Annotated in this window: 24 protein-coding genes; 18 read left to right on the top strand and 6 right to left on the bottom strand. The window is 69.0% G+C overall.

Features of this window, described 5'->3' with window-relative positions; genetic code table 11:
- Nucleotides 1-25: 25 nt before the first annotated feature.
- The 13 genes from rpsE to truA all read left to right on the top strand — a co-directional run bounded on the left by rpsE (nucleotide 26) and on the right by truA (nucleotide 8,845).
- On the top strand, nucleotides 26-628 hold the full coding sequence (gene rpsE, locus ACIODU_RS21460) for a 30S ribosomal protein S5 (RefSeq protein WP_161311148.1): 603 nt from the start codon (nucleotides 26-28) through the stop codon (nucleotides 626-628).
- The gene (gene rpmD / locus ACIODU_RS21455) at nucleotides 628-810 is read left to right on the top strand and encodes a 50S ribosomal protein L30 (protein WP_161311147.1); all 183 of its coding nucleotides are present in this window, start codon (nucleotides 628-630) and stop codon (nucleotides 808-810) included. The genes rpsE and rpmD overlap by 1 nt, the downstream gene beginning before the upstream one ends.
- On the top strand, nucleotides 810-1,265 hold the full coding sequence (rplO, locus tag ACIODU_RS21450) for a 50S ribosomal protein L15 (RefSeq protein WP_161311146.1): 456 nt from the start codon (nucleotides 810-812) through the stop codon (nucleotides 1,263-1,265). The genes rpmD and rplO overlap by 1 nt, the downstream gene beginning before the upstream one ends.
- Before the next feature lie 277 nt (nucleotides 1,266-1,542).
- Complete coding sequence (secY, locus tag ACIODU_RS21445) at nucleotides 1,543-2,862, top strand: preprotein translocase subunit SecY (RefSeq protein WP_161311145.1); 1,320 nt, start codon at nucleotides 1,543-1,545, stop codon at nucleotides 2,860-2,862.
- Nucleotides 2,862-3,521, top strand: a complete 660-nt coding sequence (locus ACIODU_RS21440) for an adenylate kinase (RefSeq protein ID WP_356433016.1) — start codon at nucleotides 2,862-2,864, stop codon at nucleotides 3,519-3,521. The genes secY and ACIODU_RS21440 overlap by 1 nt, the downstream gene beginning before the upstream one ends.
- 109 nt (nucleotides 3,522-3,630) lie before the next feature.
- Nucleotides 3,631-4,467, top strand: a complete 837-nt coding sequence (gene map, locus ACIODU_RS21435; RefSeq protein WP_401769508.1) for a type I methionyl aminopeptidase — start codon at nucleotides 3,631-3,633, stop codon at nucleotides 4,465-4,467.
- A 177-nt stretch (nucleotides 4,468-4,644) separates the two neighbouring features.
- Nucleotides 4,645-4,866 (top strand): translation initiation factor IF-1, encoded by a 222-nt coding sequence (infA, locus tag ACIODU_RS21430; protein ID WP_014047798.1) that lies wholly within the window; start codon nucleotides 4,645-4,647, stop codon nucleotides 4,864-4,866.
- Nucleotides 4,867-4,924: 58 nt separating this feature from the next.
- The gene (gene rpmJ, locus ACIODU_RS21425; protein WP_003956441.1) at nucleotides 4,925-5,038 is read left to right on the top strand and encodes a 50S ribosomal protein L36; all 114 of its coding nucleotides are present in this window, start codon (nucleotides 4,925-4,927) and stop codon (nucleotides 5,036-5,038) included.
- 182 nt (nucleotides 5,039-5,220) lie between these two features.
- A complete protein-coding gene (gene rpsM, locus ACIODU_RS21420) occupies nucleotides 5,221-5,601 on the top strand; it encodes a 30S ribosomal protein S13 (protein ID WP_356432737.1) in 381 nt (126 codons plus the stop codon).
- 66 nt (nucleotides 5,602-5,667) lie between these two features.
- On the top strand, nucleotides 5,668-6,072 hold the full coding sequence (gene rpsK / locus ACIODU_RS21415; RefSeq protein WP_003956432.1) for a 30S ribosomal protein S11: 405 nt from the start codon (nucleotides 5,668-5,670) through the stop codon (nucleotides 6,070-6,072).
- A 127-nt stretch (nucleotides 6,073-6,199) separates the two neighbouring features.
- Nucleotides 6,200-7,222: a DNA-directed RNA polymerase subunit alpha gene (locus ACIODU_RS21410; protein WP_161311141.1), complete on the top strand. Its 1,023-nt coding sequence runs from the start codon at nucleotides 6,200-6,202 to the stop codon at nucleotides 7,220-7,222.
- Between the two features lie 134 nt (nucleotides 7,223-7,356).
- Entirely contained in the window at nucleotides 7,357-7,878 is a 522-nt protein-coding gene (gene rplQ / locus ACIODU_RS21405) for a 50S ribosomal protein L17 (RefSeq protein WP_356432740.1), read from the top strand.
- 106 nt (nucleotides 7,879-7,984) lie between these two features.
- Nucleotides 7,985-8,845 carry a tRNA pseudouridine(38-40) synthase TruA gene (gene truA, locus ACIODU_RS21400; RefSeq protein ID WP_401769507.1) on the top strand — a complete coding sequence of 287 codons (861 nt, stop codon included), beginning with the start codon at nucleotides 7,985-7,987 and terminating at the stop codon, nucleotides 8,843-8,845.
- A gap of 65 nt (nucleotides 8,846-8,910) precedes the next feature.
- Here the strand turns inward: truA and ACIODU_RS21395 are convergent, their stop codons facing one another.
- Together ACIODU_RS21395 and ACIODU_RS21390 are read right to left on the bottom strand one after the other, a co-directional pair.
- Complete coding sequence (locus ACIODU_RS21395) at nucleotides 8,911-11,997, bottom strand: glycosyltransferase (protein ID WP_401769506.1); 3,087 nt, start codon at nucleotides 11,995-11,997, stop codon at nucleotides 8,911-8,913.
- Nucleotides 11,998-12,094: 97 nt separating this feature from the next.
- Entirely contained in the window at nucleotides 12,095-13,204 is a 1,110-nt protein-coding gene (locus ACIODU_RS21390; protein WP_401769505.1) for a hypothetical protein, read from the bottom strand.
- Between the two features lie 96 nt (nucleotides 13,205-13,300).
- On the opposite strand from ACIODU_RS21390, the gene ACIODU_RS21385 reads away from it, so the two are divergent.
- The 4 genes from ACIODU_RS21385 (at nucleotide 13,301) to glmM (ending at nucleotide 17,766) form a co-directional block, all read left to right on the top strand.
- Nucleotides 13,301-14,929 carry an ATP-binding cassette domain-containing protein gene (locus tag ACIODU_RS21385; RefSeq protein WP_356432748.1) on the top strand — a complete coding sequence of 543 codons (1,629 nt, stop codon included), beginning with the start codon at nucleotides 13,301-13,303 and terminating at the stop codon, nucleotides 14,927-14,929.
- A 280-nt stretch (nucleotides 14,930-15,209) separates the two neighbouring features.
- Entirely contained in the window at nucleotides 15,210-15,653 is a 444-nt protein-coding gene (gene rplM, locus ACIODU_RS21380) for a 50S ribosomal protein L13 (RefSeq protein WP_161311135.1), read from the top strand.
- A gap of 42 nt (nucleotides 15,654-15,695) precedes the next feature.
- Nucleotides 15,696-16,223: a 30S ribosomal protein S9 gene (gene rpsI, locus ACIODU_RS21375; protein WP_356432750.1), complete on the top strand. Its 528-nt coding sequence runs from the start codon at nucleotides 15,696-15,698 to the stop codon at nucleotides 16,221-16,223.
- A gap of 184 nt (nucleotides 16,224-16,407) precedes the next feature.
- Nucleotides 16,408-17,766, top strand: a complete 1,359-nt coding sequence (gene glmM / locus ACIODU_RS21370) for a phosphoglucosamine mutase (RefSeq protein ID WP_401769504.1) — start codon at nucleotides 16,408-16,410, stop codon at nucleotides 17,764-17,766.
- Between the two features lie 6 nt (nucleotides 17,767-17,772).
- On the opposite strand, the gene ACIODU_RS21365 is transcribed toward glmM, so the two are convergent.
- Nucleotides 17,773-18,318, bottom strand: coding sequence for a hypothetical protein (locus ACIODU_RS21365; RefSeq protein ID WP_401769503.1), 546 nt, complete (start codon nucleotides 18,316-18,318; stop codon nucleotides 17,773-17,775).
- A gap of 286 nt (nucleotides 18,319-18,604) precedes the next feature.
- Nucleotides 18,605-19,321: a GntR family transcriptional regulator gene (locus ACIODU_RS21360; RefSeq protein WP_401769502.1), complete on the bottom strand. Its 717-nt coding sequence runs from the start codon at nucleotides 19,319-19,321 to the stop codon at nucleotides 18,605-18,607.
- A gap of 65 nt (nucleotides 19,322-19,386) precedes the next feature.
- On the opposite strand from ACIODU_RS21360, the gene ACIODU_RS21355 reads away from it, so the two are divergent.
- Nucleotides 19,387-20,196 carry a class I SAM-dependent methyltransferase gene (locus tag ACIODU_RS21355; protein ID WP_401769501.1) on the top strand — a complete coding sequence of 270 codons (810 nt, stop codon included), beginning with the start codon at nucleotides 19,387-19,389 and terminating at the stop codon, nucleotides 20,194-20,196.
- A gap of 242 nt (nucleotides 20,197-20,438) precedes the next feature.
- Here the strand turns inward: ACIODU_RS21355 and ACIODU_RS21350 are convergent, their stop codons facing one another.
- Together ACIODU_RS21350 and coaA are read right to left on the bottom strand one after the other, a co-directional pair.
- Nucleotides 20,439-21,320 (bottom strand): hypothetical protein, encoded by an 882-nt coding sequence (locus tag ACIODU_RS21350; RefSeq protein ID WP_401769500.1) that lies wholly within the window; start codon nucleotides 21,318-21,320, stop codon nucleotides 20,439-20,441.
- Nucleotides 21,321-21,550: 230 nt separating this feature from the next.
- The gene (gene coaA / locus ACIODU_RS21345; RefSeq protein WP_356432754.1) at nucleotides 21,551-22,501 is read right to left on the bottom strand and encodes a type I pantothenate kinase; all 951 of its coding nucleotides are present in this window, start codon (nucleotides 22,499-22,501) and stop codon (nucleotides 21,551-21,553) included.
- Between the last annotated feature and the right edge of the window lie 19 nt (nucleotides 22,502-22,520).

The following is a 22,520-nucleotide window of genomic DNA, read 5'->3' as shown; positions in this document are numbered from 1 at the left end:
GACGTAACAGAGAGAGGTAGATCCAATGGCTGGACCCCAGCGCCGCGGAAGCGGTGCCGGTGGCGGCGAGCGACGGGACCGGAAGGGTCGCGACGGTTCGCCGGCCGAGAAGACCGCGTACGTTGAGCGCGTCGTCGCGATCAACCGCGTTGCCAAGGTTGTGAAGGGTGGTCGTCGCTTCAGCTTCACCGCGCTGGTCGTGGTGGGCGATGGTGACGGTACCGTCGGCGTCGGTTACGGCAAGGCCAAGGAAGTTCCGGCCGCCATCGCCAAGGGCGTCGAAGAGGCCAAGAAGGCCTTCTTCAAGGTTCCGCGTATCCAGGGCACCATCCCGCACCCGATCCAGGGCGAGAAGGCCGCGGGCGTCGTCCTGCTCAAGCCGGCTTCCCCCGGTACCGGCGTGATCGCCGGTGGCCCGGTGCGCGCGGTGCTCGAATGCGCCGGCGTCCACGACATCCTGTCGAAGTCGCTCGGCTCGGACAACGCGATCAACATCGTGCACGCGACCGTGGCGGCCCTCAAGGGCCTCCAGCGTCCCGAGGAGATCGCGGCCCGCCGCGGTCTGCCCCTCGAGGACGTCGCCCCCGCGGCGATGCTGCGTGCGCGTGCTGCGGGAGCGGGTGTCTGATGGCGCGCCTCCAGATCACGCAGACCCGGTCGTTCATCGGAAGTAAGCAGAACCACCGCGACACCCTGCGTTCGCTCGGCCTCAAGCGAGTGAACGACACGGTCGTCAAGGAGGACCGCCCCGAGTTCCGCGGCATGGTGCACACCGTCCGCCACCTCGTGACGGTTGAGGAGGTCGACTGATGGCTGAGAGCAAGCCGCTGAAGGCCCACGACCTGCGTCCCGCCCCGGGAGCCAAGACCGCCAAGACCCGTGTGGGCCGTGGTGAGGCGTCCAAGGGTAAGACCGCTGGTCGTGGTACCAAGGGCACCAAGGCCCGTTACCAGGTTCCGGCACGCTTCGAGGGCGGGCAGATGCCCCTCCACATGCGTCTGCCGAAGCTCAAGGGCTTCAAGAACCCGTTCCGCACCGAGTACCAGGTGGTGAACCTGGACAAGCTCTCCGACCTCTACCCCGAGGGCGGCGAGGTCACGGTGGCCGATCTGGTCACCAAGGGCGCGGTCCGCAAGAACAGTCTCGTCAAGGTCCTGGGCCAGGGCGAGATCTCCGTGGCGCTGACGGTTTCGGTGAACGCCGTTTCCGGCTCCGCCAAGGAGAAGATCGCCGCTGCCGGCGGCTCCGTCACCGAGCTCGTCTGAGACGACCCGATGACCTGAACACCCAACCGGGGGTGCCTCTCAAAAGGGGCATCCCCGGTTGGTCGTTCCATGGTGGGCACAGTCGCCGGTAAGGTGGCGTGCATTATTGCTGTATTGAGGCCGGGAGCCCGCTTCCGGTCCACCGCCGCGCGATGTGTCCTCACGGGCACTTCACGCGGTGTCCGCTCGTTGACCCGCAGGACCCGCTCGTCCCTTATCCGTCGATCCTCAATACCGTCACCTCTGACGCAGTAGCGCGGGGGTCGCAGGAGGCACCGTGCTCACCGCGTTCGCCCGGGCGTTCAAGACGCCCGACCTGCGCAAGAAGCTGCTCTTCACACTCGCCATCATCGTGCTGTACCGGCTCGGGGCGCACATCCCCGTCCCCGGGGTCAGCTACGAGAATGTCCAGACATGTATCGACGCGGCTCAAAAGGGCAACAACAGCCTCTTCGGGCTCGTGAACATGTTCAGCGGCGGCGCGTTGTTGCAGATCACGATCTTCGCGCTCGGCATCATGCCGTACATCACGGCGAGCATCATCCTTCAGCTGCTGACCGTGGTCATCCCACGGCTGGAAGCCCTCAAGAAGGAAGGCTCGTCCGGCCAGTCGAAGATCACGCAGTACACCCGGTACCTGACCGTCGCCCTCGCCGTCCTCCAGGGCACCGGCCTGGTCGCCACGGCCCGCAGCGGCGCGCTCTTCAGCGGCTGCCCGGTGGCCGGGCAGATCGTCCCCGACCAGTCGATCTTCGTCACCGTCACGATGGTGATCACGATGACCGCCGGTACCGCCGCCGTCATGTGGCTCGGTGAGCTCATCACCGACAAGGGCATCGGCAACGGCATGTCCATCCTGATGTTCATCTCGATCGCGGCCGGCTTCCCGGGCGCCCTCTGGGCCATCAAGCAGAGCGGCACGCTCGCCAAGGGCTGGATCGAGTTCGGTACGGTCATCCTGATCGGCTTCGTCATGGTGGGCCTGGTCGTCTTCGTCGAGCAGGCGCAGCGCCGGATCCCCGTCCAGTACGCGAAGCGCATGATCGGCCGGAGGTCGTACGGCGGTACGTCGACGTACATCCCGCTCAAGGTGAACCAGGCGGGTGTGATCCCCGTCATCTTCGCCTCGTCGCTGCTCTACATCCCCGCTCTGATCGCCCAGTTCTCCAGCTCGCAGTCCGGCTGGAAGACCTGGATCGAGGCGCACTTCGTCAAGGGTGACCATCCGTACTACATCGCGACCTACTTCTTGCTCATCGTGTTCTTCGCGTTCTTCTACGTGGCGATCTCCTTCAACCCCGAAGAAGTAGCGGACAACATGAAGAAGTATGGTGGCTTCATCCCGGGTATCCGGGCTGGTCGCCCTACCGCCGAGTACCTGAGCTACGTGCTCAACAGGATCACTTGGCCGGGCTCGCTGTACCTGGGTCTGATTGCTCTTGTCCCGACGATGGCGTTGGCAGGCTTCGGCGGTGCGAACCAGAACTTCCCGTTCGGCGGGACAAGCATCCTGATCATCGTGGGTGTGGGTCTGGAAACCGTGAAGCAGATCGAGAGCCAGCTTCAGCAGCGCAATTACGAAGGGTTCCTCCGCTGATGCGAATCGTCCTCGTCGGGCCGCCCGGTGCCGGCAAGGGTACGCAGGCCGCGTTCCTCGCCAAGAACCTGTCGATCCCACACATTTCCACGGGCGACCTTTTCCGCGCCAACATCAGCCAGGGCACAGAGCTCGGCAAACAGGCGAAGTCCTTCATGGACGCGGGAAACCTGGTACCCGACGAGGTCACGATCGCGATGGCACGAGACCGGATGAGCCGCCCGGACGCCGAGAAGGGCTTCCTGCTCGACGGCTTTCCCCGGAACGTGTCGCAGGCGGAAGCGCTGGACAAGGCCCTCGCGGCGGACGGCGTGAAGCTGGACGCGGTGCTGGACCTGGAGATCCCCGAGGACGAGGTCGTACGGCGCATCGCGGGGCGGCGCATCTGCCGCAACAACAGCGCCCACGTTTTCCACGTCGCGAACCAGCGTCCGAAGACGGAGGGTGTCTGTGACCTCTGCGGCGGCGAGCTGTACCAGCGCGACGACGACTCCGAGGAGACGGTGCGCAGACGGCTGGAGGTCTACCACACGCAGACCGAGCCGATCATCGACCACTACAAGGCCCAGGGCCTCGTGGTGACGATCTCCGCGCTCGGTACGGTCACCGAGGTGACCGACCGCGCGATGGAGGCGCTCAGGAGCGACGAGGCCGCGTAAGCGCGGTCGCACAGGGTTTTTCACGCGGTACGGCCGTGGCGTCCCCAGGGACACCACGGCTTTACTGTTGAGTTCCGGTCGTACGAGTCAGGTGGAAGGCAGCAGAGCCATGGTGGAGATCAAGACTCCCGAGCAGATCGCGAAGATGCGCGAGGCGGGGCTGGTCGTCGCCGCGGTCCACGCGGCCACGGCGGAGGCCGCGGTGCCGGGTGCCACCACCAAGGACCTCGACATGGTCGCCCGCAAGGTGCTGGCCGCGCACGGCGCGAAGCCGAACTTCCTCGGGTACGGCGGGTTCCCCGCGACGATCTGCACCTCGGTCAACGAGGTCGTGGTGCATGGCATCCCCGACGAGAAGACCGTCCTCAAGGACGGGGACATCATCTCGGTCGACGCCGGCGCGATCGTGGACGGCTGGCACGGGGACGCGGCCTTCACGGCGTTCGTGGGCACCGGTCACGCTCCGGAGCTGATCGAGCTGTCCCGGGTGACCGAGGAGTCGATGTGGGCCGGCATCGCGGCGATGAAGGCCGGCAACCGCCTGGTGGACGTGTCCCGGGCGATCGAGACGTACATCCGCAGGCAGCCCAGGCCGGGCGGCGGGAAGTACGGCATCGTCGAGGACTACGGCGGCCACGGCATCGGTACGGAGATGCACATGGACCCGCACCTGCTGAACTACGTCTCCCGGAAGCGCGGCAAGGGCCCCAAGCTGGTCCCCGGCTTCTGCCTGGCGATCGAGCCCATGGTGTCGCTCGGCACGCCCCACACGGAGGTGCTGGCCGACGAGTGGACGGTCATCACGAAGGACGGCACCTGGTCCTCGCACTGGGAGCACTCGATCGCCCTCACGGAGGCCGGCCCGCTGGTCCTGACGTCCCCGGACGGCGGCAGGGCGAAGCTCGCGGAGCTGGGCGTGACGGCGGCGCCGGATCCCCTGGCGTAGAGCGGGCGCGACCGCTGTGAGGCCTTGTGCCGCTTAAGGATCTCGGGGCGTGGGCAGACTGGACGGATTCGTCTTTTCGAGTGGGCTGCCGTAGACTGACGCGTCGGCTCTGGTGTACCCGTGTGTCCGCATACGGCCGCCGGAGACGATCAAGGTAGCCGATTCGAAGGGCGAAGCGTGGCCAAGAAGCAAGGTGCCATCGAAATTGAGGGCACCGTGATCGAGTCCCTCCCGAATGCGATGTTCAGGGTGGAGCTCCAGAACGGTCACAAGGTCCTCGCGCACATCAGCGGCAAGATGCGGATGCACTACATCCGGATCCTGCCCGATGACCGGGTTGTGGTGGAGCTGTCTCCGTACGACCTGACGCGTGGCCGGATCGTCTACCGATACAAGTAGATCTTGCAGTCGTCCCTGTCCAGGGGGCGTCCGCACTGACCCGGAGAACCTCAATTCCATGAAGGTCAAGCCGAGCGTCAAGAAGATCTGCGACAAGTGCAAGGTGATCCGCCGTCACGGCCGGGTCATGGTCATCTGCGACAACCTGCGCCACAAGCAGCGCCAGGGCTGACGCACGACCGCCTGCCTCTCGCAGTACTTCGCGTGACGCGAGCAACTCGTAATTACGCAGTGTCCGGCTCCTCGTAAAGAGGACCGACACCTCCGGCGGAGGCCGGGGACCCGGACCGTACGTACGCGTACGGCAGCCGGGACAGAGACTGCGGAAGACCTCCGAATCATCAGGAGCCATGAATGGCACGCCTCGCAGGCGTTGACCTCCCGCGCGAAAAGCGCGTCGAGGTCGCCCTCACCTACGTCTTCGGCATCGGGCGCACCCGGTCCAAGGAGACCCTCGCCGCCGCCGGTGTCAACCCTGACATCCGCGTCCGCGACCTTGCCGAGGAAGACCTCGTCAGGATCCGCGAATACGTGGACGCCAACCTCAAGACCGAGGGTGACCTTCGTCGCGAGATCGCCGCCGACATCCGCCGCAAGGTCGAGATCGGCTGCTACCAGGGTCTGCGTCACCGTCGTGGCCTGCCGGTGCACGGTCAGCGCACCAGCACGAACGCTCGTACCCGCAAGGGTCCGCGTCGCGCCATCGCCGGCAAGAAGAAGCCGGGCAAGAAGTAGTCCTCAGCGGACGCTCACCAGCGGTCTTCGCTGTAGGACCGATCACCTCCACGCAGGAGTAAATACATGCCTCCTAAGGGCCGTCAGGGCGCAGCCAAGAAGGTGCGCCGCAAGGAAAAGAAGAACGTCGCTCATGGGCACGCCCACATCAAGAGCACGTTCAACAACACGATCGTCTCGATCACGGACCCTTCGGGCAATGTGATCTCCTGGGCCTCCGCCGGCCACGTCGGCTTCAAGGGTTCGCGCAAGTCCACGCCCTTCGCCGCGCAGATGGCCGCCGAGTCGGCCGCCCGTCGCGCGCAGGAGCACGGCATGCGCAAGGTCGACGTCTTCGTGAAGGGTCCCGGCTCCGGCCGTGAGACCGCGATCCGCTCGCTCCAGGCCACCGGCCTCGAGGTGGGTTCGATCCAGGACGTCACCCCCACCCCGCACAACGGCTGCCGCCCGCCGAAGCGTCGCCGCGTCTGACTCCGTACCCCCTGCGAGGGGGTGTGGCGCATGACTCGCGGGCGGTACTGCGCATTCGCGCCGTGCCGCCCGTACGCTTGTTCCGTTGGCATCAAATAGTGGGTGCCAAGACTGGAAGGTCAACAGAATGCTTATCGCCCAGCGCCCGTCGCTGACCGAAGAGGTCGTCGACGAATACCGCTCCCGGTTCGTGATCGAGCCGCTGGAGCCCGGTTTCGGTTACACCCTCGGAAACTCCCTCCGCCGTACGCTGCTCTCCTCGATCCCCGGTGCCGCTGTCACAAGCATCCGGATCGACGGGGTCCTGCACGAGTTCACCACCGTGCCGGGCGTCAAGGAGGACGTGACCGACCAGATCCTCAACATCAAGCAGCTCGTCGTCTCCTCGGAGCACGACGAGCCCGTCGTGATGTACCTGCGCAAGCAGGGTCCCGGCCTGGTCACCGCCGCCGACATCGCCCCGCCGGCCGGTGTCGAGGTCCACAACCCGGACCTCGTCCTGGCGACGCTGAACGGCAAGGGCAAGCTGGAGATGGAGCTGACCGTCGAGCGCGGTCGCGGCTACGTCTCCGCCGTGCAGAACAAGCAGGTGGGCCAGGAGATCGGGCGTATCCCGGTCGACTCCATCTACTCCCCGGTGCTCAAGGTCACGTACAAGGTCGAGGCGACCCGTGTCGAGCAGCGCACCGACTTCGACAAGCTGATCGTCGACGTCGAGACCAAGCAGGCCATGCGGCCGCGGGACGCCATGGCGTCCGCCGGCAAGACGCTGGTCGAGCTGTTCGGTCTGGCGCGCGAGCTCAACATCGACGCCGAGGGCATCGACATGGGCCCGTCGCCGACGGACGCGGCGCTGGCCGCGGATCTGGCGCTGCCGATCGAGGAGCTGGAGCTCACCGTCCGGTCGTACAACTGCCTCAAGCGCGAGGGCATCCACTCGGTGGGCGAGCTGGTGGCCCGGTCCGAGGCGGACCTGCTCGACATCCGTAACTTCGGCGCCAAGTCGATCGACGAGGTCAAGGCGAAGCTGGCCGGGATGGGTCTGGCGCTCAAGGACAGCCCGCCCGGATTCGACCCGACCGCCGCCGCGGACGCGTTTGGCGCGGACGACGACGCGGACGCCGGGTTCGTGGAGACCGAGCAGTACTGAGCCCGGGGCCCCGGGGGTGAGGCTTTGTCCTCCATCGCCGGACGGGCTTGACGTGATCTTCCGCAGGGCGGCCGCCCTGCGGGAACTGACATCGGTACCTGATACGGCCGGTGCAGATATGAAGGAGTAACACCATGCCGAAGCCCGCCAAGGGTGCCCGTCTGGGCGGCAGTGCCGCGCACGAGAAGCTGCTTCTCGCGAACCTCGCGAAGTCGCTCTTCGAGCACGGCAAGATCACCACGACCGAGGCCAAGGCCCGGCGTGTCCGCCCGATCGCGGAGCGTTTCATCACCAAGGCGAAGAAGGGCGACATCCACAACCGTCGCCTGGTGCTTCAGTCGATCACGGACAAGAGCGTCGTGCACACGCTCTTCACCGAGATCGCCCCGAGGTACGAGAACCGCCCCGGTGGTTACACGCGCATCACCAAGATCGGCAACCGTCGTGGCGACAACGCCCCGATGGCGGTCATCGAGCTGGTCGAGGCCCTGACCGTGGCGCAGGCCGCCACCGGTGAGGCCGAGGCGGCGACCAAGCGCGCGGTCAAGGAAGACGCCCTGAAGAAGGACGCGTCGTCCGACGAGACCGCCGAGGACGCCAAGCCGGTCGAGGACGCGAAGCCCGCCGAGGCGGCCGACGAGTCCAAGGACGCCTGAGCACACAGCGCAGGCCGATGGCTGACGGACGGGTCCGCTCCCCACGGGGGCGGGCCCGTTCCGCGTGAGGGGCTGAGTTGACCGAGGGGCTTGGGAGGAAGTGCGCGTGAGCGGTGACCTGGAGGCCGGGTCCGTACGGGTACGGCTGGACCTCTCGTACGACGGCAAGGACTTCTCCGGGTGGGCCAGGCAGGCCACCCGGCGGACCGTCCAGGGCGAGATCGAGGACGCGCTGCGGACGGTGACCCGTTCCTCGCGTACGTACGACCTGACCGTCGCCGGGCGTACGGACGCCGGGGTGCACGCGCGCGGGCAGGTGGCGCACGTCGACCTGCCGGAGGACGTGTGGGCCGAGCACGCGGACAAGCTGCTGCGGCGGCTCGCGGGGCGCCTGCCGCACGACATCCGGGTGTGGAGGGCCGAGGAGGCGCCGGCCGGGTTCAACGCGCGCTTCGCGGCGGTCTACCGGCGGTACGCCTACCGGGTGGGCGACCACGTCGGCGGAGTCGATCCGCTGCTGCGGGGTCATGTGCTGTGGCACGACTGGCCGTTGGACGTCGACGCGATGAACGAGGCGTCGGCGGGGCTGCTCGGGGAGCACGACTTCGCCGCGTACTGCAAGCGGCGCGAGGGCGCGACGACGATCCGTACGCTCCAGAAGCTGGAGTGGGTGCGGGGTGACGACGGGATCGTCACGGCCACCGTGCGGGCCGACGCCTTCTGCCACAACATGGTGCGCTCCCTGGTGGGCGCGCTGCTGTTCGTCGGCGACGGGCACCGGCCGCCGGAGTGGCCGGCGAAGGTCCTGGCCGCGGGGGTACGGGACTCGGCGGTCCACGTCGTACGGCCGCACGGGCTCACGCTGGAGGAAGTCGGCTACCCGGCCGACGCGTTGCTCGCGGCACGCAGCCGCGAGGCCCGCAACAAGCGCACGCTGCCCGGCGCGCCGCCCGACAGCTGCTGCTGAGGGGGAGACGGCGCGGACGGTGGGGGAGTGGGGCGGGGCCTTGTGGGCCCCGCCCCCTCGTCGTGTCAGCCCCGGCGCAGGCGGCGGCCGAGGCGGTTGATGAGGCTCGGCGCGGGGGCCGGGGTCTTCGGGGCCGGGGGCGCCGCCACGCGCAGGGCCAGGTCGTGGTGGGGGTTGGTCCAGTACGGCGTGATCCGGCGGTCCTGGGTGGTCGGGTGCGGTACGGGGGTCAGCTCCTCCGGGACCTCGGGGGCGCGGTACGAGCCGAGCTTGGCGGTCTTCGTCCAGCCGAGCGCGGTGAGGCGTACGTACAGGTCCCAGGCGCCGTCCCGGAGCGGGGCGCCGCCCGCTGCCGTGGCCGGGTCGAGGGAGGCGCTTCCGGCGACGGTGAGGGTGCCGTCGGTGGGGTCGACCGTGGCGTCCGTCGCGAGCCGGTACTCGGCGCCGCCCGCGCGCTCCCGCAGGACGACGACGGCGGACGCCGCGTCGGGTGCCGCGCCGCCGGTGAGCGGTGCGCGGGCGAAGCGGGCCGCCAGGTCGTCGGACAGGCCCGCGGGGAGCAGCGCCGCCGGTCCCGCGTCCGGGGAGGTGGCCCCCAACGGGCCTTCCGCGGCGAGCAGTTCCGCCGTGAAGGCCGTCCGGAGCGTGCCGTCGTCCTGCCACGACACCGCGTCCAGCCGGGGGCGGCACGCCACGGACGTCTCCCAGCGGGCGAGCGTCACCAGGTCGTCGAGCCGGTTGTCGGTGACCAGGCCGACCGCGACCCGGCGGGGGGCGGTCAGGGCCGCGATCGCCGTCTCCGAGATGCCGCCGTCCAGGAAGACGTCCCGGATCGCGTCGAAGAGCGCCCGCCGGTCGTCCTCGTCCCTCTCCAGGAACCGCTTGCCGGTCAGCTGGTCCAGCAGCTCCACACGCAGCCAGCGCCGGTGCAGCCGGTCCCGCGTACCGCCGGGCTCGGTGAGGCCGTCCACGGTCCGCACCAGGGCGCGCAGCGCCCCGTAGAAGTCGGCGTGCGGGACGGCGGGGGTGTCGTGCTTCGGCCCGTAGTGGTAGCAGACCTCGCCGCCGAGGACGGCGGTGCGGCCCGCGCGCAGGGACGCCTCTGCGGTGAACGCCTGCTCGCCCAGGGGCAGTCCGGCCGCCGGGAAGCGGAGGCCGTGCTCGGCGAGGAACGCGCGGTGGAAGAGCTTGTTGGCGGTCAGGCTGTCCGCGAGCGGGTCCTTCGCGAACGTGGCGCGCGGCCGGTCCCGTACGAACAGCTCCCGGGGGACGGCCCGGTCCTTCCCCGCCATCCGGCCGACGACGATGTCCGCGTCGTGCTCGATGCCGTACGCGTACAGCCGCTCCAGGGCGTCGGCGGCCAGGCGGTCTCCGGCCTTCATGTACAGCAGGTACTCCCCGGTGCCGTGCTCGCCAGGGCCGTCCGGCCGCGCGGCCTCGGGCACCTGGATCACCTCGAACTCCGCCACCGGGAGCGTCTGTGCGGTGAGGGAGTCGACCGTGTCCTGTACGGCGGCGGGCTCCGCGCCCTCGGTGGGCACGACCACGGTGACCTTGGGCGGGCGGGGGCCGGGGGGCGTGTCGGTCGCCCGTACGGTCAGGGTCAGCCCGTCCGCCAGGACGCCGGCGACCTCCAGGCAGGCCATGCCGTCCATGCCGTCCAGGACGGCCGGTGCGGGCAGGGTGAGGTCCGGGCCGGCCTCCGGGTGCCCGAAGCGGTTCAGGCCCGGCCCCATGAGCCGTACGTGCACCTCCCAGGCGCCGTCGTCCAGCGGCCCGCCGCCCGCCGCGCGCGCCGGGTCCACGGCGACCGTGCCGTGCACGACGGGTCGGACGAGGACGTCACCGTCCTGGAGCCCGGGGTGTGTGTCCCGTACCGGCTCCTCCTCGAAGTCCTCCTCGAAGGACACGGAGATCTCGCGCGGCAGCAGCCACACCACGGAGGTGTCCCGGTGGCGCAGGCTGACGTCCGCGCGGAAGAGCTTGAGGTCGTCCGTGAGGTCGACGGGCTCGACCAGGCCGTCCGTGAGGGAGGGGTCGAGGAAAGAGCGGTCCCCCCGGCGCAGGAGGGTCAGGGGCGTCCCCGCGGCATCCGTGGTGAACCGCGCCTCGAAGCGCGTCAGCAGCCGCCCCCGCCGCCACTCCACCGACGTCAGCCGGACGTCCGCGTCCAGCCCCGCCGCCCGCCCGGTCAGCTCCAGCAGGGCGTCGGGCCGGTCGGTCCGTACGAGCGTGGCGCGGGCCCGCTCCAGGCCGGCCAGCCCCTCGTACACCTCCTCGGTCAGGTACTCCTCCGCCACCTCGCGCAGCGCGGTGAAGAGCGCGCCGCGCTGCTCCGGCTCGTACGTGGGGAAGATCGGCTCGCTCAGGTACTTGACCATGTCCGCGCGCCAGAAGCGGCGCAGCCACTTGTCGCGCATCGGGCCGGGACCGGTCTCGGCGCGCAGTGCGTCGAAGATCTGGCGGAGATTGCCGCTGTAGCTGACCGGATCGAGGTGGTCGGGGGTGGTGTGGCCGCCGTCCTCCCGCTCCAGGTAGTAGTAGCAGGGGTAGTCGCCGACGACGGAGACGGACGCGGCGCGGAATACCGCGGGCACCATGAAGAGCAGGTCCTCGCCGACGAAGTGCCCGACGGGGAAGCGGATCTCCTGCTCCCGCAGGAAGGCCGTCCGGTACATCTTGTGGACCGTCAGGCTGTCGTGCAGGGGCGCCGTCTCGAAGGTGCACGACTCCCGGGTCCTGCTCATCAGGGCGTGCGGGATGCCGCGCAGCCGGAAGTTGCTGACGACCTTGCCGATGACGATGTCGGAGCGGTTGGCGTGGCCGAGGTCGTACATCCGGCGGAGCGCCTCGTCGCCGAGCAGGTCGTCGTGGTCGATGAACTGCACGTACTCCCCGCGCGCCAGCTCGATCGCGACGTTGCGGGGCCTGCCCGGCCAGCCGGAGTTGGGGATCTCGGTGAAGCGGAAGTTCGGGTGCTCCGCGACCAGGGCGGCGAGCTGGGCCGGGGTGTTGTCCGTCGAGCCGTCGTCGACGAACAGCACCTCGAACTCCTCGGGGGGCATCGTCTGCCGGAGCATCGAATCGACCAGTGGTTTGATGAGCGGCCCCGAGTTGTACGTCGGGACCACCACGGTGACTCTGACCGCCATGCGCTACGCCTCCGGCTGTTCGACCTTGGGCCCCCAGTGTGACAGCGGGGCCCGGCCGGGGGCGTGACAGCGGGGCCCGGCCGGGGGCGTGCGCGCCTTACGCGTCGGGCTGGACCGCCGCCGCCGAGGCCTGGAGGCGGCCGCGCTGGTAGATCTGGCGGAACGTGAACTCCGAGATGTCGTCACCGGTGGTGAAGACGGCCTTGTCGGCCTTGGTGACGTCCTTGCCCGAGGTGAAGCCGCCGACCGTGAAGTACACGTAACGGCCGAACGAGTTGGTCGTCTTGCGGCAGATCACGCCGTCCCGGCAGAAGGTCGGGACGCCGTTCCCGGACAGGGAGGCGATGCCGTCCCTGGCCTCGCCCTTCGCCTTGAGCGCCTGGGACTCCTTCTCGAAGACCGCGACGCCGATCGTGACGGCGACCCCGCCCTTGCTGTACGTGGCGCGGATCACCTCGTCACAGCTGTTGGCGGCGAGGATCGAGCCGAGGGCGCCCTGCGCGGAGGCCGCGCAGTTGGTCGTACGGGTGGTCGCGCCCTTCTTGTACTCGCGCCCCTCCATCGTCAGCTTCGCGCCGGGGAAGAGGGTGTCGGCCGAGAGCGGCGCGGTGTCCTTGTCGGCGGAGGAGACGAAGTCCTTCGGGTCGGGCGGCGGCAGCGGGGAGGCCGAGGGGAAGGACGGCTCGGGATCGGTCGCCTCGCTCGGGGTCGCGGCGGCGGACGGCACGTCCTCGGACGCCTTCCCGGCCGCGCTGGGACCGGTGTCACCGCTGCTGCTCATGGACACGATGACGGAGGCGACGACCGCGACGACGGCGGCCGTCGCGAGACCTCCGCCGCCTATCAGCAGCCACCGCTTGCGGCGGGCGCGGCCGGCGGAGGCGTCGGCGAGCGCCGCCCAGTCGGGGGTCTGGCTGCCGTACGGGTCGGGGGTCTGCGCGGCGTACGGGTCGGGGGTCCGGCTGTCGTACGGGTCAGGGGTCTGCGCGCTGTACGGGTCAGGGGTCCGGCTGTTGTACGGCTCGCGCGTCTGTGCGGCGTACGAGTCGGGAGCGGAGTACGGGTCGGGTGTGCCGTACGGGTCGTGAGGGTTCTGGGATCCGTGCGGGCTCTGTGATCCGTAAGGATCCTGCGATCCGTAGGGATCGTGTCCTGGTGTCGGTGAACCGGGGCTGCCCCAGGAGGGTCCCCCTTGCCCAAAGCTCATGCCGGGAGTTTAAGGCCGGGCGGGCCCCGCTCGTACCGGCGTGCGACAGAACGTGTGGCGGAAAACGATTGGGCCTGGGCCGCCGGGGGCCCGACAATGCGGACCATGGGACATCTTGAGGCAGGGCACCTGGAGTACTACCTCCCCGACGGACGGGTGCTGCTCGGCGACGCTTCGTTCCGCGTGGGGGAGGGCGCCGTCGTCGCGCTCGTCGGGGCCAACGGCGCCGGCAAGACCACGCTGCTGCGGCTGATCGCGGGGGAGCTGCAACCGCACGGCGGGACGGTCACGGTCAGCGGCGGGCTCGGTGTCATGTCGCAGTTCGTGGGCTCGGTGCGCGACGACCGTACGGTACGTGACCTGCTGGTCTCCGTCGCCCAGCCGCGCATCCGCGAGGCGGCGCGGGCGGTCGACGAGGCCGAGCACCTGATCATGACGGTCGACGACGAGGCCGCGCAGATGCGGTACGCGCAGGCGCTGAGCGACTGGGCGGAGGCGCGGGGGTACGAGGCCGAGACGGTCTGGGACATGTGCACGATGGCGGCGCTGGGTGTCCCGTACGACAAGGCGCAGTTCCGCGGGCTGACCACGCTGTCCGGCGGCGAGCAGAAGCGGCTGGTGCTGGAGGCACTGCTGCGCGGGCCGGACGAGGTGCTGCTCCTGGACGAGCCGGACAACTATCTGGACGTCCCCGGCAAGCGCTGGCTGGAGGAGAAGCTGAAGGAGACCCGTAAGACGGTCCTCTTCGTCTCCCACGACCGGGAGCTGCTGGCCAGGGCCGCCGAGAAGATCGTCAGTGTCGAGCCGAGCCCGGCGGGCTCGGACGTGTGGGTGCACGGCGGCGGATTCGGTACGTACCACCAGGCGCGCAAGGAGCGCTTCGCGCGCTTCGAGGAGCTGAAGCGGCGCTGGGACGAGGAGCACGCCCGGCTCAAGGCGCTGGTGCACCGGCTGCGGCAGCAGGCGGCGATCAGCCCCGACATGGCGTCGCGCTACCGGGCGATGCAGACGCGCTTCAAGAAGTTCGAGGACGCGGGACCGCCGCCGGAGCCGCCGCGCGAGCAGGAGATCACCATGCGGCTGAAGGGCGGGCGGACCGGCGTACGGGCGGTGACCTGCAAGGACCTGGAGCTGACCGGGCTGATGAAGCCCTTCTCGCTGGAGATCTTCTACGGCGAGCGAGTGGCGGTCCTCGGCTCGAACGGGTCGGGGAAGTCGCACTTCCTGCGGCTGCTGGCGGGGGAGGACGTCCGGCACACGGGGGAGTGGAAGCTGGGGGCGCGGGTGGTGCCGGGGCACTTCGCGCAGACGCACGCGCATCCGGAGCTGCTGGGGCGGACGCTGGTCGACATCCTGTGGACCGAGCACGCGAAGGACCGGGGCGGGGCGATGAGCGTGCTGCGGCGGTACGAGCTGGAGCGGCAGGGGGACCAGCCGTTCGAGAAGCTGTCGGGCGGGCAGCAGGCGCGGTTCCAGATCCTGCTGCTGGAGTTGCGGGGGACGACGGCGCTGCTGCTGGACGAGCCGACGGACAACCTGGACCTGGAGTCGGCGGAGGCGTTGCAGGACGGGCTCGAGGTGTACGACGGGACGGTGGTGGCGGTGACGCACGACCGGTGGTTCGCGCGGTCGTTCGACCGGTATCTGGTGTTCGGGTCGGACGGGGTGGTCCGGGAGACGCCGGAGCCGGTGTGGGACGAGCGGCGCGTGGCGCGGGAGCGGTAGGAAGAACAAGCCCGTCCGGCGATTGAGGACACCGTGGGAGAGGGCGCGGGACGGGCCCCGGAGCTCGTTTTGACCCGTGCGGGGGCGCCCGGGTATTCTGCTGGTTCGTTATGCGTATTGGCTTGGTCGTTCTCACGCGAGGGGCCCTTACGCCGGTCCACCGGGCCGATGGACAGAGGCAGGTACACGGGTTGCGTCCCCGTTGTGCCGCCATGGCTGTCGTGATCGTCCGGGTGGCCTTGTCAGGTTCCCACTCACTGAAGAAGCGAAGGCTACGACCGTGCGTACGTACAGCCCCAAGCCCGGCGATGTGACACGCCAGTGGCACGTCATCGACGCCCAGGACATCGTCTTGGGCCGTCTGGCGACCACTGCCGCCAACCTTCTGCGCGGTAAGCACAAGGCGATCTACGCCCCCCACGTTGACACCGGCGACTTCGTCGTCATCATCAACGCGGACAAGGTGCACCTGTCCGGCAACAAGCGGACCCAGAAGATGGCGTACCGCCACTCCGGTTACCCGGGTGGTCTGCGCTCCGTCCGTTATGACGAGCTCCTCGCCAAGAACCCCGAGAAGGCCGTCGAGAAGGCCATCAAGGGAATGATCCCGAAGAACACCCTGGGTCGTCAGATGCTCTCGAAGCTGAAGATCTACGCGGGCGACCAGCACCCGCACGCTGCCCAGCAGCCCGTCCCGTTCGAGATCACCCAGGTCGCGCAGTAGTTCCGGCCACCCCCTAAGACATAAAGAAATCTGAGGAGAATCGTGGCCGAGTCCACTACTGAAGCCCCCGTCGAGAGCGCCGAGGGTGAGGAGACCTTCGAAGCCGTGACGACCTTCGAGTCCGAGGTCCCCGTCGAGGGTGAGTACACCAGCGAGTCCCTGGCGTCCCGCTTCGGCGACCCCCAGCCGGCCGCCGGCCTGGGCCGCCGCAAGAACGCCATCGCCCGCGTCCGGATCGTTCCGGGCACCGGCAAGTGGAAGATCAACGGTCGCACCCTTGAGGGTTACTTCCCGAACAAGGTGCACCAGCAGGAAGTGAACGACCCCTTCAAGATCCTTGAGCTCGACAACCGCTACGACGTCATCGCCCGCATCTCGGGTGGCGGCGTCTCCGGTCAGGCCGGCGCCCTGCGCCTCGGCGTGGCCCGCGCGCTGAACGAGGCGGACGTGGACAACAACCGCGCCCCGCTCAAGAAGGCCGGTTTCCTCTCGCGTGACGACCGTGCGGTCGAGCGCAAGAAGGCCGGTCTCAAGAAGGCCCGTAAGGCCCCGCAGTACAGCAAGCGCTAATCACGCTGGTTGGTCTGTCTGTCTTCGAACGCCCCGGCGGCACTCCGTGCCGCCGGGGCGTTCGTTTTCTTGAACTACTCGGGCGTATAACAGCATCAGACGCTCAGTACTTTGGGTTTTGGCGTTTTCGGAGCTTTTACGTGCGGAGCCGGGACGGTTCCGTGCGTTTTTTGGAGGGAGAGCTGTGGGACGACTCTTCGGCACGGACGGCGTGCGCGGTGTCGCCAACGCCGATCTGACGGCGGAGCTCGCGCTCGGTCTGTCGGTCGCGGCGGCACATGTGCTCGGCGAGGTGGGGACGTTCGAGGGACACCGTCCGACGGCGGTGGTGGGCCGCGACCCCCGCGCCTCCGGCGAATTCCTGGAGGCCGCCGTGGTGGCGGGTCTCGCGAGCGCCGGTGTGGACGTCCTGCGGGTCGGTGTGCTGCCCACCCCGGCGGTGGCGTATCTCACCGGTGTGCTGGGCGCCGACCTCGGCGTGATGCTCTCCGCGAGCCACAACGCCATGCCGGACAACGGTGTCAAGTTCTTCGCGCGCGGCGGCCACAAGCTCGCCGACGAGCTGGAGGACCGTATCGAATCGATCTACGAGCAGCACCGCACCGGCGAGCCGTGGGAGCGCCCGACGGGTGGCGGCGTCGGCCGGATCCGCTCGTACGACGAAGGCTTCGACCGGTACGTGGCCCACCTCATCGGCGTCCTGCCGAACCGGCTCGACGGCCTCAAGGTCGTCCTGGACGAGGCGCACGGCGCCGCCGCCCGGGTCTCGCCCGAGGCCTTCGCGCGCGCCGGGGCCGAGGTCATCACGATCGGCGCAGAGCCGGACGGGCTGAACATCAACGACGGGTGCGGCTCCACCCACCTGGACCTGCTCAGGGCCGCCGTGGTCGAGCACGGCGCGGACCTCGGCATCGCGCACGACGGCGACGCCGACCGCTGCCTCGCCGTGGACGCGGCGGGCGAGGCGGTCGACGGCGACCAGATCCTCGCGGTCCTGGCCCTGGCCATGCGGGAGGCCGGGACGCTGCGCGGGGACGCGGTGGTCGGCACGGTCATGTCCAACCTCGGCTTCAAGATCGCGATGGAGCGGGAGGGCATCCACCTGGTGGAGACCGCCGTCGGCGACCGGTACGTCCTGGAGTCGATGAAGGAGCACGGGTACGCGCTCGGCGGCGAGCAGTCCGGCCACGTCATCGTCCTGGACCACGCCACGACCGGCGACGGCACGCTGACCGGCCTGTTGCTGGCGGCGCGCGTCGCCGCGACCGGCCGCACGCTCGCCGACCTCGCGGGCGTCATGCACCGGCTGCCGCAGGTGCTCGTGAACGTCCCGGACGTCGACAAGGCGCGGGTCCACACCTCCCCGGACCTGGCGACCGCCGTCGCCGAGGCGGAGGCGGAACTGGGCTCCACCGGCCGGGTCCTCCTGCGCTCCTCGGGCACGGAGCCACTGGTACGGGTCATGGTCGAGGCAGCCGACATCGAGCAGGCCCGATCGGTCGCGGGCCGCCTGGCGGACGTGGTGAAGTCGGCGCTGGGCTGAGGACGCCTACGTGGTGCGGTCGTCGAGGTCGACGACGGTGTAGTCGATCAGCTCCACGAGGAGCTGGCTGCCGACGAGCCACGGGACGAGGGGATTGGTGAGCGGGAGGGTCCGCGCGTCGTAGAGGCGTGGGCCGCTCCGGTCGGCGAGGTAGAGGGCGCCGCGTACGCCTTCGGGACGGAACCGGCGGACCCGTAGGGCTACCTGGTGCGAGCGGAGGCGGGGGCAGGCGCGGAGCGAGAGGCGGGCGCAGGGGCGGCAGACCGGCGGGTGGGCGGTGGTCTCGCCGGTGGGCGGGAGCTCGGCGGGGTGGGCGTCGACGAGCCAGAGCACGCCGTCGGTGGTGCGGTCGGCGGGGCCACCGCACACCTGGCAGAGCAACCCGGTCAGGCACAGCCGTTGCCGCAGGCTGTGGACCCTCCCGAACCGCGGGACGCCCCGGCCGGGTTGGGAGGGTGCACGCTCCCACAGCACGCCGTGCACGTCGCGGTCGAAGCTGCGCTCGTCGGCGTAGGCAATGCCCCGGCGGTCCCGGCGGAACACCACGGGCATCGGTCCCTTCCGCTCCCCGCTCCACCGCGCGACAAACGGCACCGGGCCCCGCGTCGCGCGCATCGCTTTCTCCGAGCTGATATGCGGCACAGCCGCATGGGGAAAACCGTGATCTGACATTCCGATCCCACCCACCTTCACAGATGAACACGAGCCGCAGGGCTGACCAGCGCTGGATGGCACCTCGCCATGAGGCATAGACTGGACCGGTGGACCGGTCCAGTCAAGGCTGAACTTTCCGCTTCCCGTGGCTGTCGGACTACGCCGTACCGGTCTGCCCGGGCTGCTACATCGGGTAGGTGGTTTCCAGTTCCCAGAGCGTTCCGGGAGTGACGCCTTCCTCGCAGACCAGCGGGTTCCCGTCGCGGTCGTACGCAGTGTGCAGTACGACAGCCACCACAGCCGGCAACTCCAGGGACAGGAGACGCGCTTCGGTTTCCGTGGCGAGCCGCACCGTCGTGACGTCGGTGCCCTCGGCCGGGCAGCGGCCGGTCTGCCGCCTGATGTACCTGGTGGTTCCTTCGGCGATCGGCGCGTGCTGTTCCATGCGCGGCGCCCGGTCGGCGATGTCCGGCGGGAACCACGCTTCGACGTAGCTGTGCGGGGTTCCGTCGGGGAGCTGCATCAGCCGTGAGCGGCGCAGCGCCGTCGCGCCGTCGGACAGGTGGAGGGCGGTGGCGACGCGGGCGGGCGGAGTGGCGCGTTCGGGGCTGCCAACCCGGGTGAAAGGCATGCCGCCGGCCACCCGCGCGTCGCCTGACCTCCGGTTGCCGGCGGGACGTGCCAGGGCCGTTTCGGTTACCACGAAGCCGGAACCTTGCCGGGCCTCGACCACGCCGTCGTTGCGCAGGACGTCCATGGCTTTGACGACGGTGGCGCGCGAGACCTGCCACTGCTCGGCAAGATCGCGGCCCGACGGAAGCATCGCTCCCGGTGGGAACTCACCGTTCGCCATCCGGACCCGCAGGGATTCCGCGATCTCTTCGTACTTCAGCAGTGCCATGGCTCCTCGTGGGGTCGTCGAACGGACACCTGGACTGGTCCACCGGTGCAGAGGATACTGCCGGGATGGCGTCCCCCGAACTGGCACCCGAGGTCATCACGTTCTACACCCGCCTCTTCGACGAAGGGGGCCGATTGACTTCTTCCGCCGACGGAAGACTCGAACTGCTGCGCACGCGGGAGCTGCTGCGGCGCTTCTTGCCCGAGGCGCCCGCGCGCGTCCTCGACGTCGGAGGCGGAACGGGAGTGCACGCCCGCTGGCTGGTGGCGGACGGCTACGAGGTGCGGCTCGTCGACCCGGTCGTACGGCACGTGGAGCAGGCGCGCGACATCTGCCCGGCCGATCTCGGTGACGCCCGTAGCCTCGACGCGAAGGATTCTTCGTACGACGTCGTGACACTCCTGGGCCCGCTCTACCACCTGCCTGAGCGCGAGGACCGCCTGCGAGCACTCCGCGAGGCCGTCCGCGTCGCGCGCCCCGGGGGCCTCGTCGCGGCGGCGGCGATCAACCGCTACTCCTCTCTCTTCGAACACACCGCCCTGGCGCAACTGCACACCCAACGCCTGCGGGACTCGATCACGGACATCCTCGCCACCGCCACCTATGACGGCCGGCGTGGCTTCACCGTCTCCTACTTCCACCGGGCGGAAGAACTTGCCGCGGAAGCACGTGCCGCAGGACTCCGGGACGTCCAAGTGTTCGGCATCGAAGGCCCCACCGGGTCCCTCCTCAAAGCCGTTGAAACATCCACAGGCGCCCCGCCGAGCGAAGACCTCTTCCAGTCCGCCCTGACCGCAGCCCGCCTTGCCGAGCCCTACCCTGAACTCCTCGCTGCCAACTCCCACCTCTTGGTCGTCGGGCACACGCCGGTCTGACCGAACCGACGGCAACGCTGCCGACCACGGGTATGTACGCCTTCAACGGCTTGAGCTCGATGTCTGCCAAGGGCTCGTCCGCGAAGCGGATCGCCTCTACCTTGCGGCCCCAATGCTCCGCCCCCGCAGGGCCACTGGGACGATGACCGTCTCAGGCGCATTGCCCCGAGCTGCTCTCAGGGCCGAGCATCGCGCCGGCCGACCATACGGAGGGGTCTCACCCACTTCCTGCGGGACCGCCCTCACGTGCCGGCACCCTCTTCCTGCTCCGCGGTGCCGCTTGATGACGTGTCGTCGGATGAGGCCAGATTTCTCCATGAGCGAGGATGGGTGTTGAGCACCTCGTCGAGCCGGCTCACGTCTTGGAGCCGGGCCATTACCGCGTCGTACTTTTCCTGTTCGCTCGTCCAATCTCGGTCAAGATGGGGTTCGGCTTCGCCGGATTGCTCTCGGGCGAGTTTGTACAGGTCGCGGCGCCACTGCGGATCGATGGCCGTCTCATCCACGACGCTGTTGCGCAGGGCGAAGCAGACGAAAACGGCGGTTACGGCGATCTCGGCGGTCATCGCACGGGACTTTTCGGCGTCGAATGGTGTGCCGCGCCTGAGGATCAGTCCCGTCTCAGCCGGGGTGAACTGGGCCATGCAGGATGTCGCGGTCGGATGCGTCCACGCACTGGCCTCTTTGTAGTAGTTCCGGTAGAGCTGCACTTCGTCGTCCGAGACAACGCGGTTGTCCGCGAGCCACTGCCGGACCTTGCCGTCGGGCCACCACTGATCCTTGCGAAGCCACTTGTCCGCCATCACGGGATCCTTTGCGAGAGTGCGGCCCAAGCCTGCCGACTCGTACGCAGAGCGCAGGATATTGCGTACAACGCCATAGAAACCGTAGGAGAGCATCACCGTGGCGGCCTCAAGCTGCTCGAGGGCCTGTGCCATGCATGCTGCACTTGCCATGTCGTTGGAGAAGGTGGTCTCGTACGGGAACTTTTGCTGTGCGTGGACGGCGTAGTGGAGGAGCGACATGGCGAGGCCGAGCTGCTTGAGCTCGGGCTGGTCGTTGTCCGAATCCATGTACTGCACAAGGTGTTCAAGGAACCACGGCTGCTCCGGTCCGTACGTCATGGGTCAATTCTGGTAGTGCTGCTTCGTCTTCTTCAAGGAGTTTCCTACGCGTCGAAGCCCTTGAGTAGCTCGTACAGAAAAGGCCACCCCAGGCGTGTCTGCGGCTTCTACCGCGCACCGATCGGCGGTACGTACCCTGCCGCATAGCGGTAGAAATGCCCCGGCCGTGGCACGGGCTCAGCGCGCAGGAGGCCGGCGACCGGGGCGATCCAATCCGGGCCCGGGGGGCGTCAGAGTTTGCGTAGGGAGAGGCGTTGGACCTTGTGGTCCTGGCCCTTGCGGACGATCAGGGTGGCGCGGCCCCGGGTCGGGGCGACGTTTTCCAGCAGGTTCGGTTGGTTGACGGTCCGCCACATCGTGCGTGCGTAGTCCAGCGACTCCTCCTCCGACACCTGCGTGTACTTGCGGAAGTACGAGGAGGGGTCCTGGAACGCGGTCTCGCGCAGTTTGCGGAAGCGGTTCAGGTACCAGCTCTCGATGTCCTCGGCGCGGGCGTCCACGTACACACTGAAGTCGAAGTAGTCGGCGAGCCCGACCCGTGTCCTGCCGTCCTTGCCGGGGAGCGCCGGCTGGAGGACGTTGATGCCCTCCACGATCAGGATGTCCGGGCGCCGTACGGTCAGCACCTCGCCCGGCACGATGTCGTAGATCAGGTGCGAGTAGACGGGCGCCGTGACCTCGTCCTTCCCCGCCTTCACGTCGGCGACGAAGCGGGTCAGGGCGCGGCGGTCGTACGACTCCGGGAAGCCTTTGCGCGCCATCAGCCCCCGCGCCTCCAGCTCCTTCATCGGCAGCAGGAAGCCGTCGGTCGTCACCCGCTCGACGCGGGGGTGCTCGGGCCAGCGGGCGAGCAGCGCCTGGAGGAGGCGCGCCACGGTGGACTTCCCGACGGCGACACTTCCGGCCACCCCTATGACGAATGGCGTGCCGCGCTGCGCGCCGTGCCCGTTGCCCGCGTCCCCGAGGAACGTGTTGAGCGCGCCGCGCAGCTCGGCCGTGGCCTTGACGTACAGATTCAGCAGCCGGGAGAGCGGCAGGTAGACGTCCCGCACCTCGTCGAGGTCGATGACGTCCCCGAGCCCCCGCAGCCGCTCGACCTCCTCGGCGGTGAGCGGCAGCGGTGTCTTGTCCCGCAGGGCGCTCCATTCGGCCCGGCTGAGATCGACATAGGGGGTGATCATTCGGCCATTGTCACGCACG

It is taken from the genome of Streptomyces sp. NPDC088261, assembly GCF_044740805.1.
Taxonomy (GTDB): Bacteria; Actinomycetota; Actinomycetes; order Streptomycetales; family Streptomycetaceae; genus Streptomyces.
This window is presented reverse-complemented; position numbering and strand designations above follow the sequence as displayed.

Excerpts from the sequence above, each read along its gene's own strand:
- rpsE (WP_161311148.1), top strand. The coding sequence starts at position 26 with ATGGCTGGACCCCAGCGCCGCGGAAGCGGTGCCGGTGGCGGCGAGCGA.
- rpmD (WP_161311147.1), top strand. The coding sequence starts at position 628 with ATGGCGCGCCTCCAGATCACGCAGACCCGGTCGTTCATCGGAAGTAAG.
- rplO (WP_161311146.1), top strand. The coding sequence starts at position 810 with ATGGCTGAGAGCAAGCCGCTGAAGGCCCACGACCTGCGTCCCGCCCCG.
- ACIODU_RS21440 (WP_356433016.1), top strand. The coding sequence starts at position 2,862 with ATGCGAATCGTCCTCGTCGGGCCGCCCGGTGCCGGCAAGGGTACGCAG.
- map (WP_401769508.1), top strand. The coding sequence starts at position 3,631 with ATGGTGGAGATCAAGACTCCCGAGCAGATCGCGAAGATGCGCGAGGCG.
- rpmJ (WP_003956441.1), top strand. The coding sequence starts at position 4,925 with ATGAAGGTCAAGCCGAGCGTCAAGAAGATCTGCGACAAGTGCAAGGTG.
- rpsM (WP_356432737.1), top strand. The coding sequence starts at position 5,221 with ATGGCACGCCTCGCAGGCGTTGACCTCCCGCGCGAAAAGCGCGTCGAG.
- rpsK (WP_003956432.1), top strand. The coding sequence starts at position 5,668 with ATGCCTCCTAAGGGCCGTCAGGGCGCAGCCAAGAAGGTGCGCCGCAAG.
- ACIODU_RS21410 (WP_161311141.1), top strand. The coding sequence starts at position 6,200 with ATGCTTATCGCCCAGCGCCCGTCGCTGACCGAAGAGGTCGTCGACGAA.
- rplQ (WP_356432740.1), top strand. The coding sequence starts at position 7,357 with ATGCCGAAGCCCGCCAAGGGTGCCCGTCTGGGCGGCAGTGCCGCGCAC.
- ACIODU_RS21395 (WP_401769506.1), bottom strand. The coding sequence starts at position 11,997 with ATGGCGGTCAGAGTCACCGTGGTGGTCCCGACGTACAACTCGGGGCCG.
- ACIODU_RS21390 (WP_401769505.1), bottom strand. The coding sequence starts at position 13,204 with ATGAGCTTTGGGCAAGGGGGACCCTCCTGGGGCAGCCCCGGTTCACCG.
- ACIODU_RS21385 (WP_356432748.1), top strand. The coding sequence starts at position 13,301 with ATGCGGACCATGGGACATCTTGAGGCAGGGCACCTGGAGTACTACCTC.
- ACIODU_RS21365 (WP_401769503.1), bottom strand. The coding sequence starts at position 18,318 with ATGCCCGTGGTGTTCCGCCGGGACCGCCGGGGCATTGCCTACGCCGAC.
- ACIODU_RS21360 (WP_401769502.1), bottom strand. The coding sequence starts at position 19,321 with ATGGCACTGCTGAAGTACGAAGAGATCGCGGAATCCCTGCGGGTCCGG.
- ACIODU_RS21355 (WP_401769501.1), top strand. The coding sequence starts at position 19,387 with ATGGCGTCCCCCGAACTGGCACCCGAGGTCATCACGTTCTACACCCGC.
- ACIODU_RS21350 (WP_401769500.1), bottom strand. The coding sequence starts at position 21,320 with ATGACGTACGGACCGGAGCAGCCGTGGTTCCTTGAACACCTTGTGCAG.
- coaA (WP_356432754.1), bottom strand. The coding sequence starts at position 22,501 with ATGATCACCCCCTATGTCGATCTCAGCCGGGCCGAATGGAGCGCCCTG.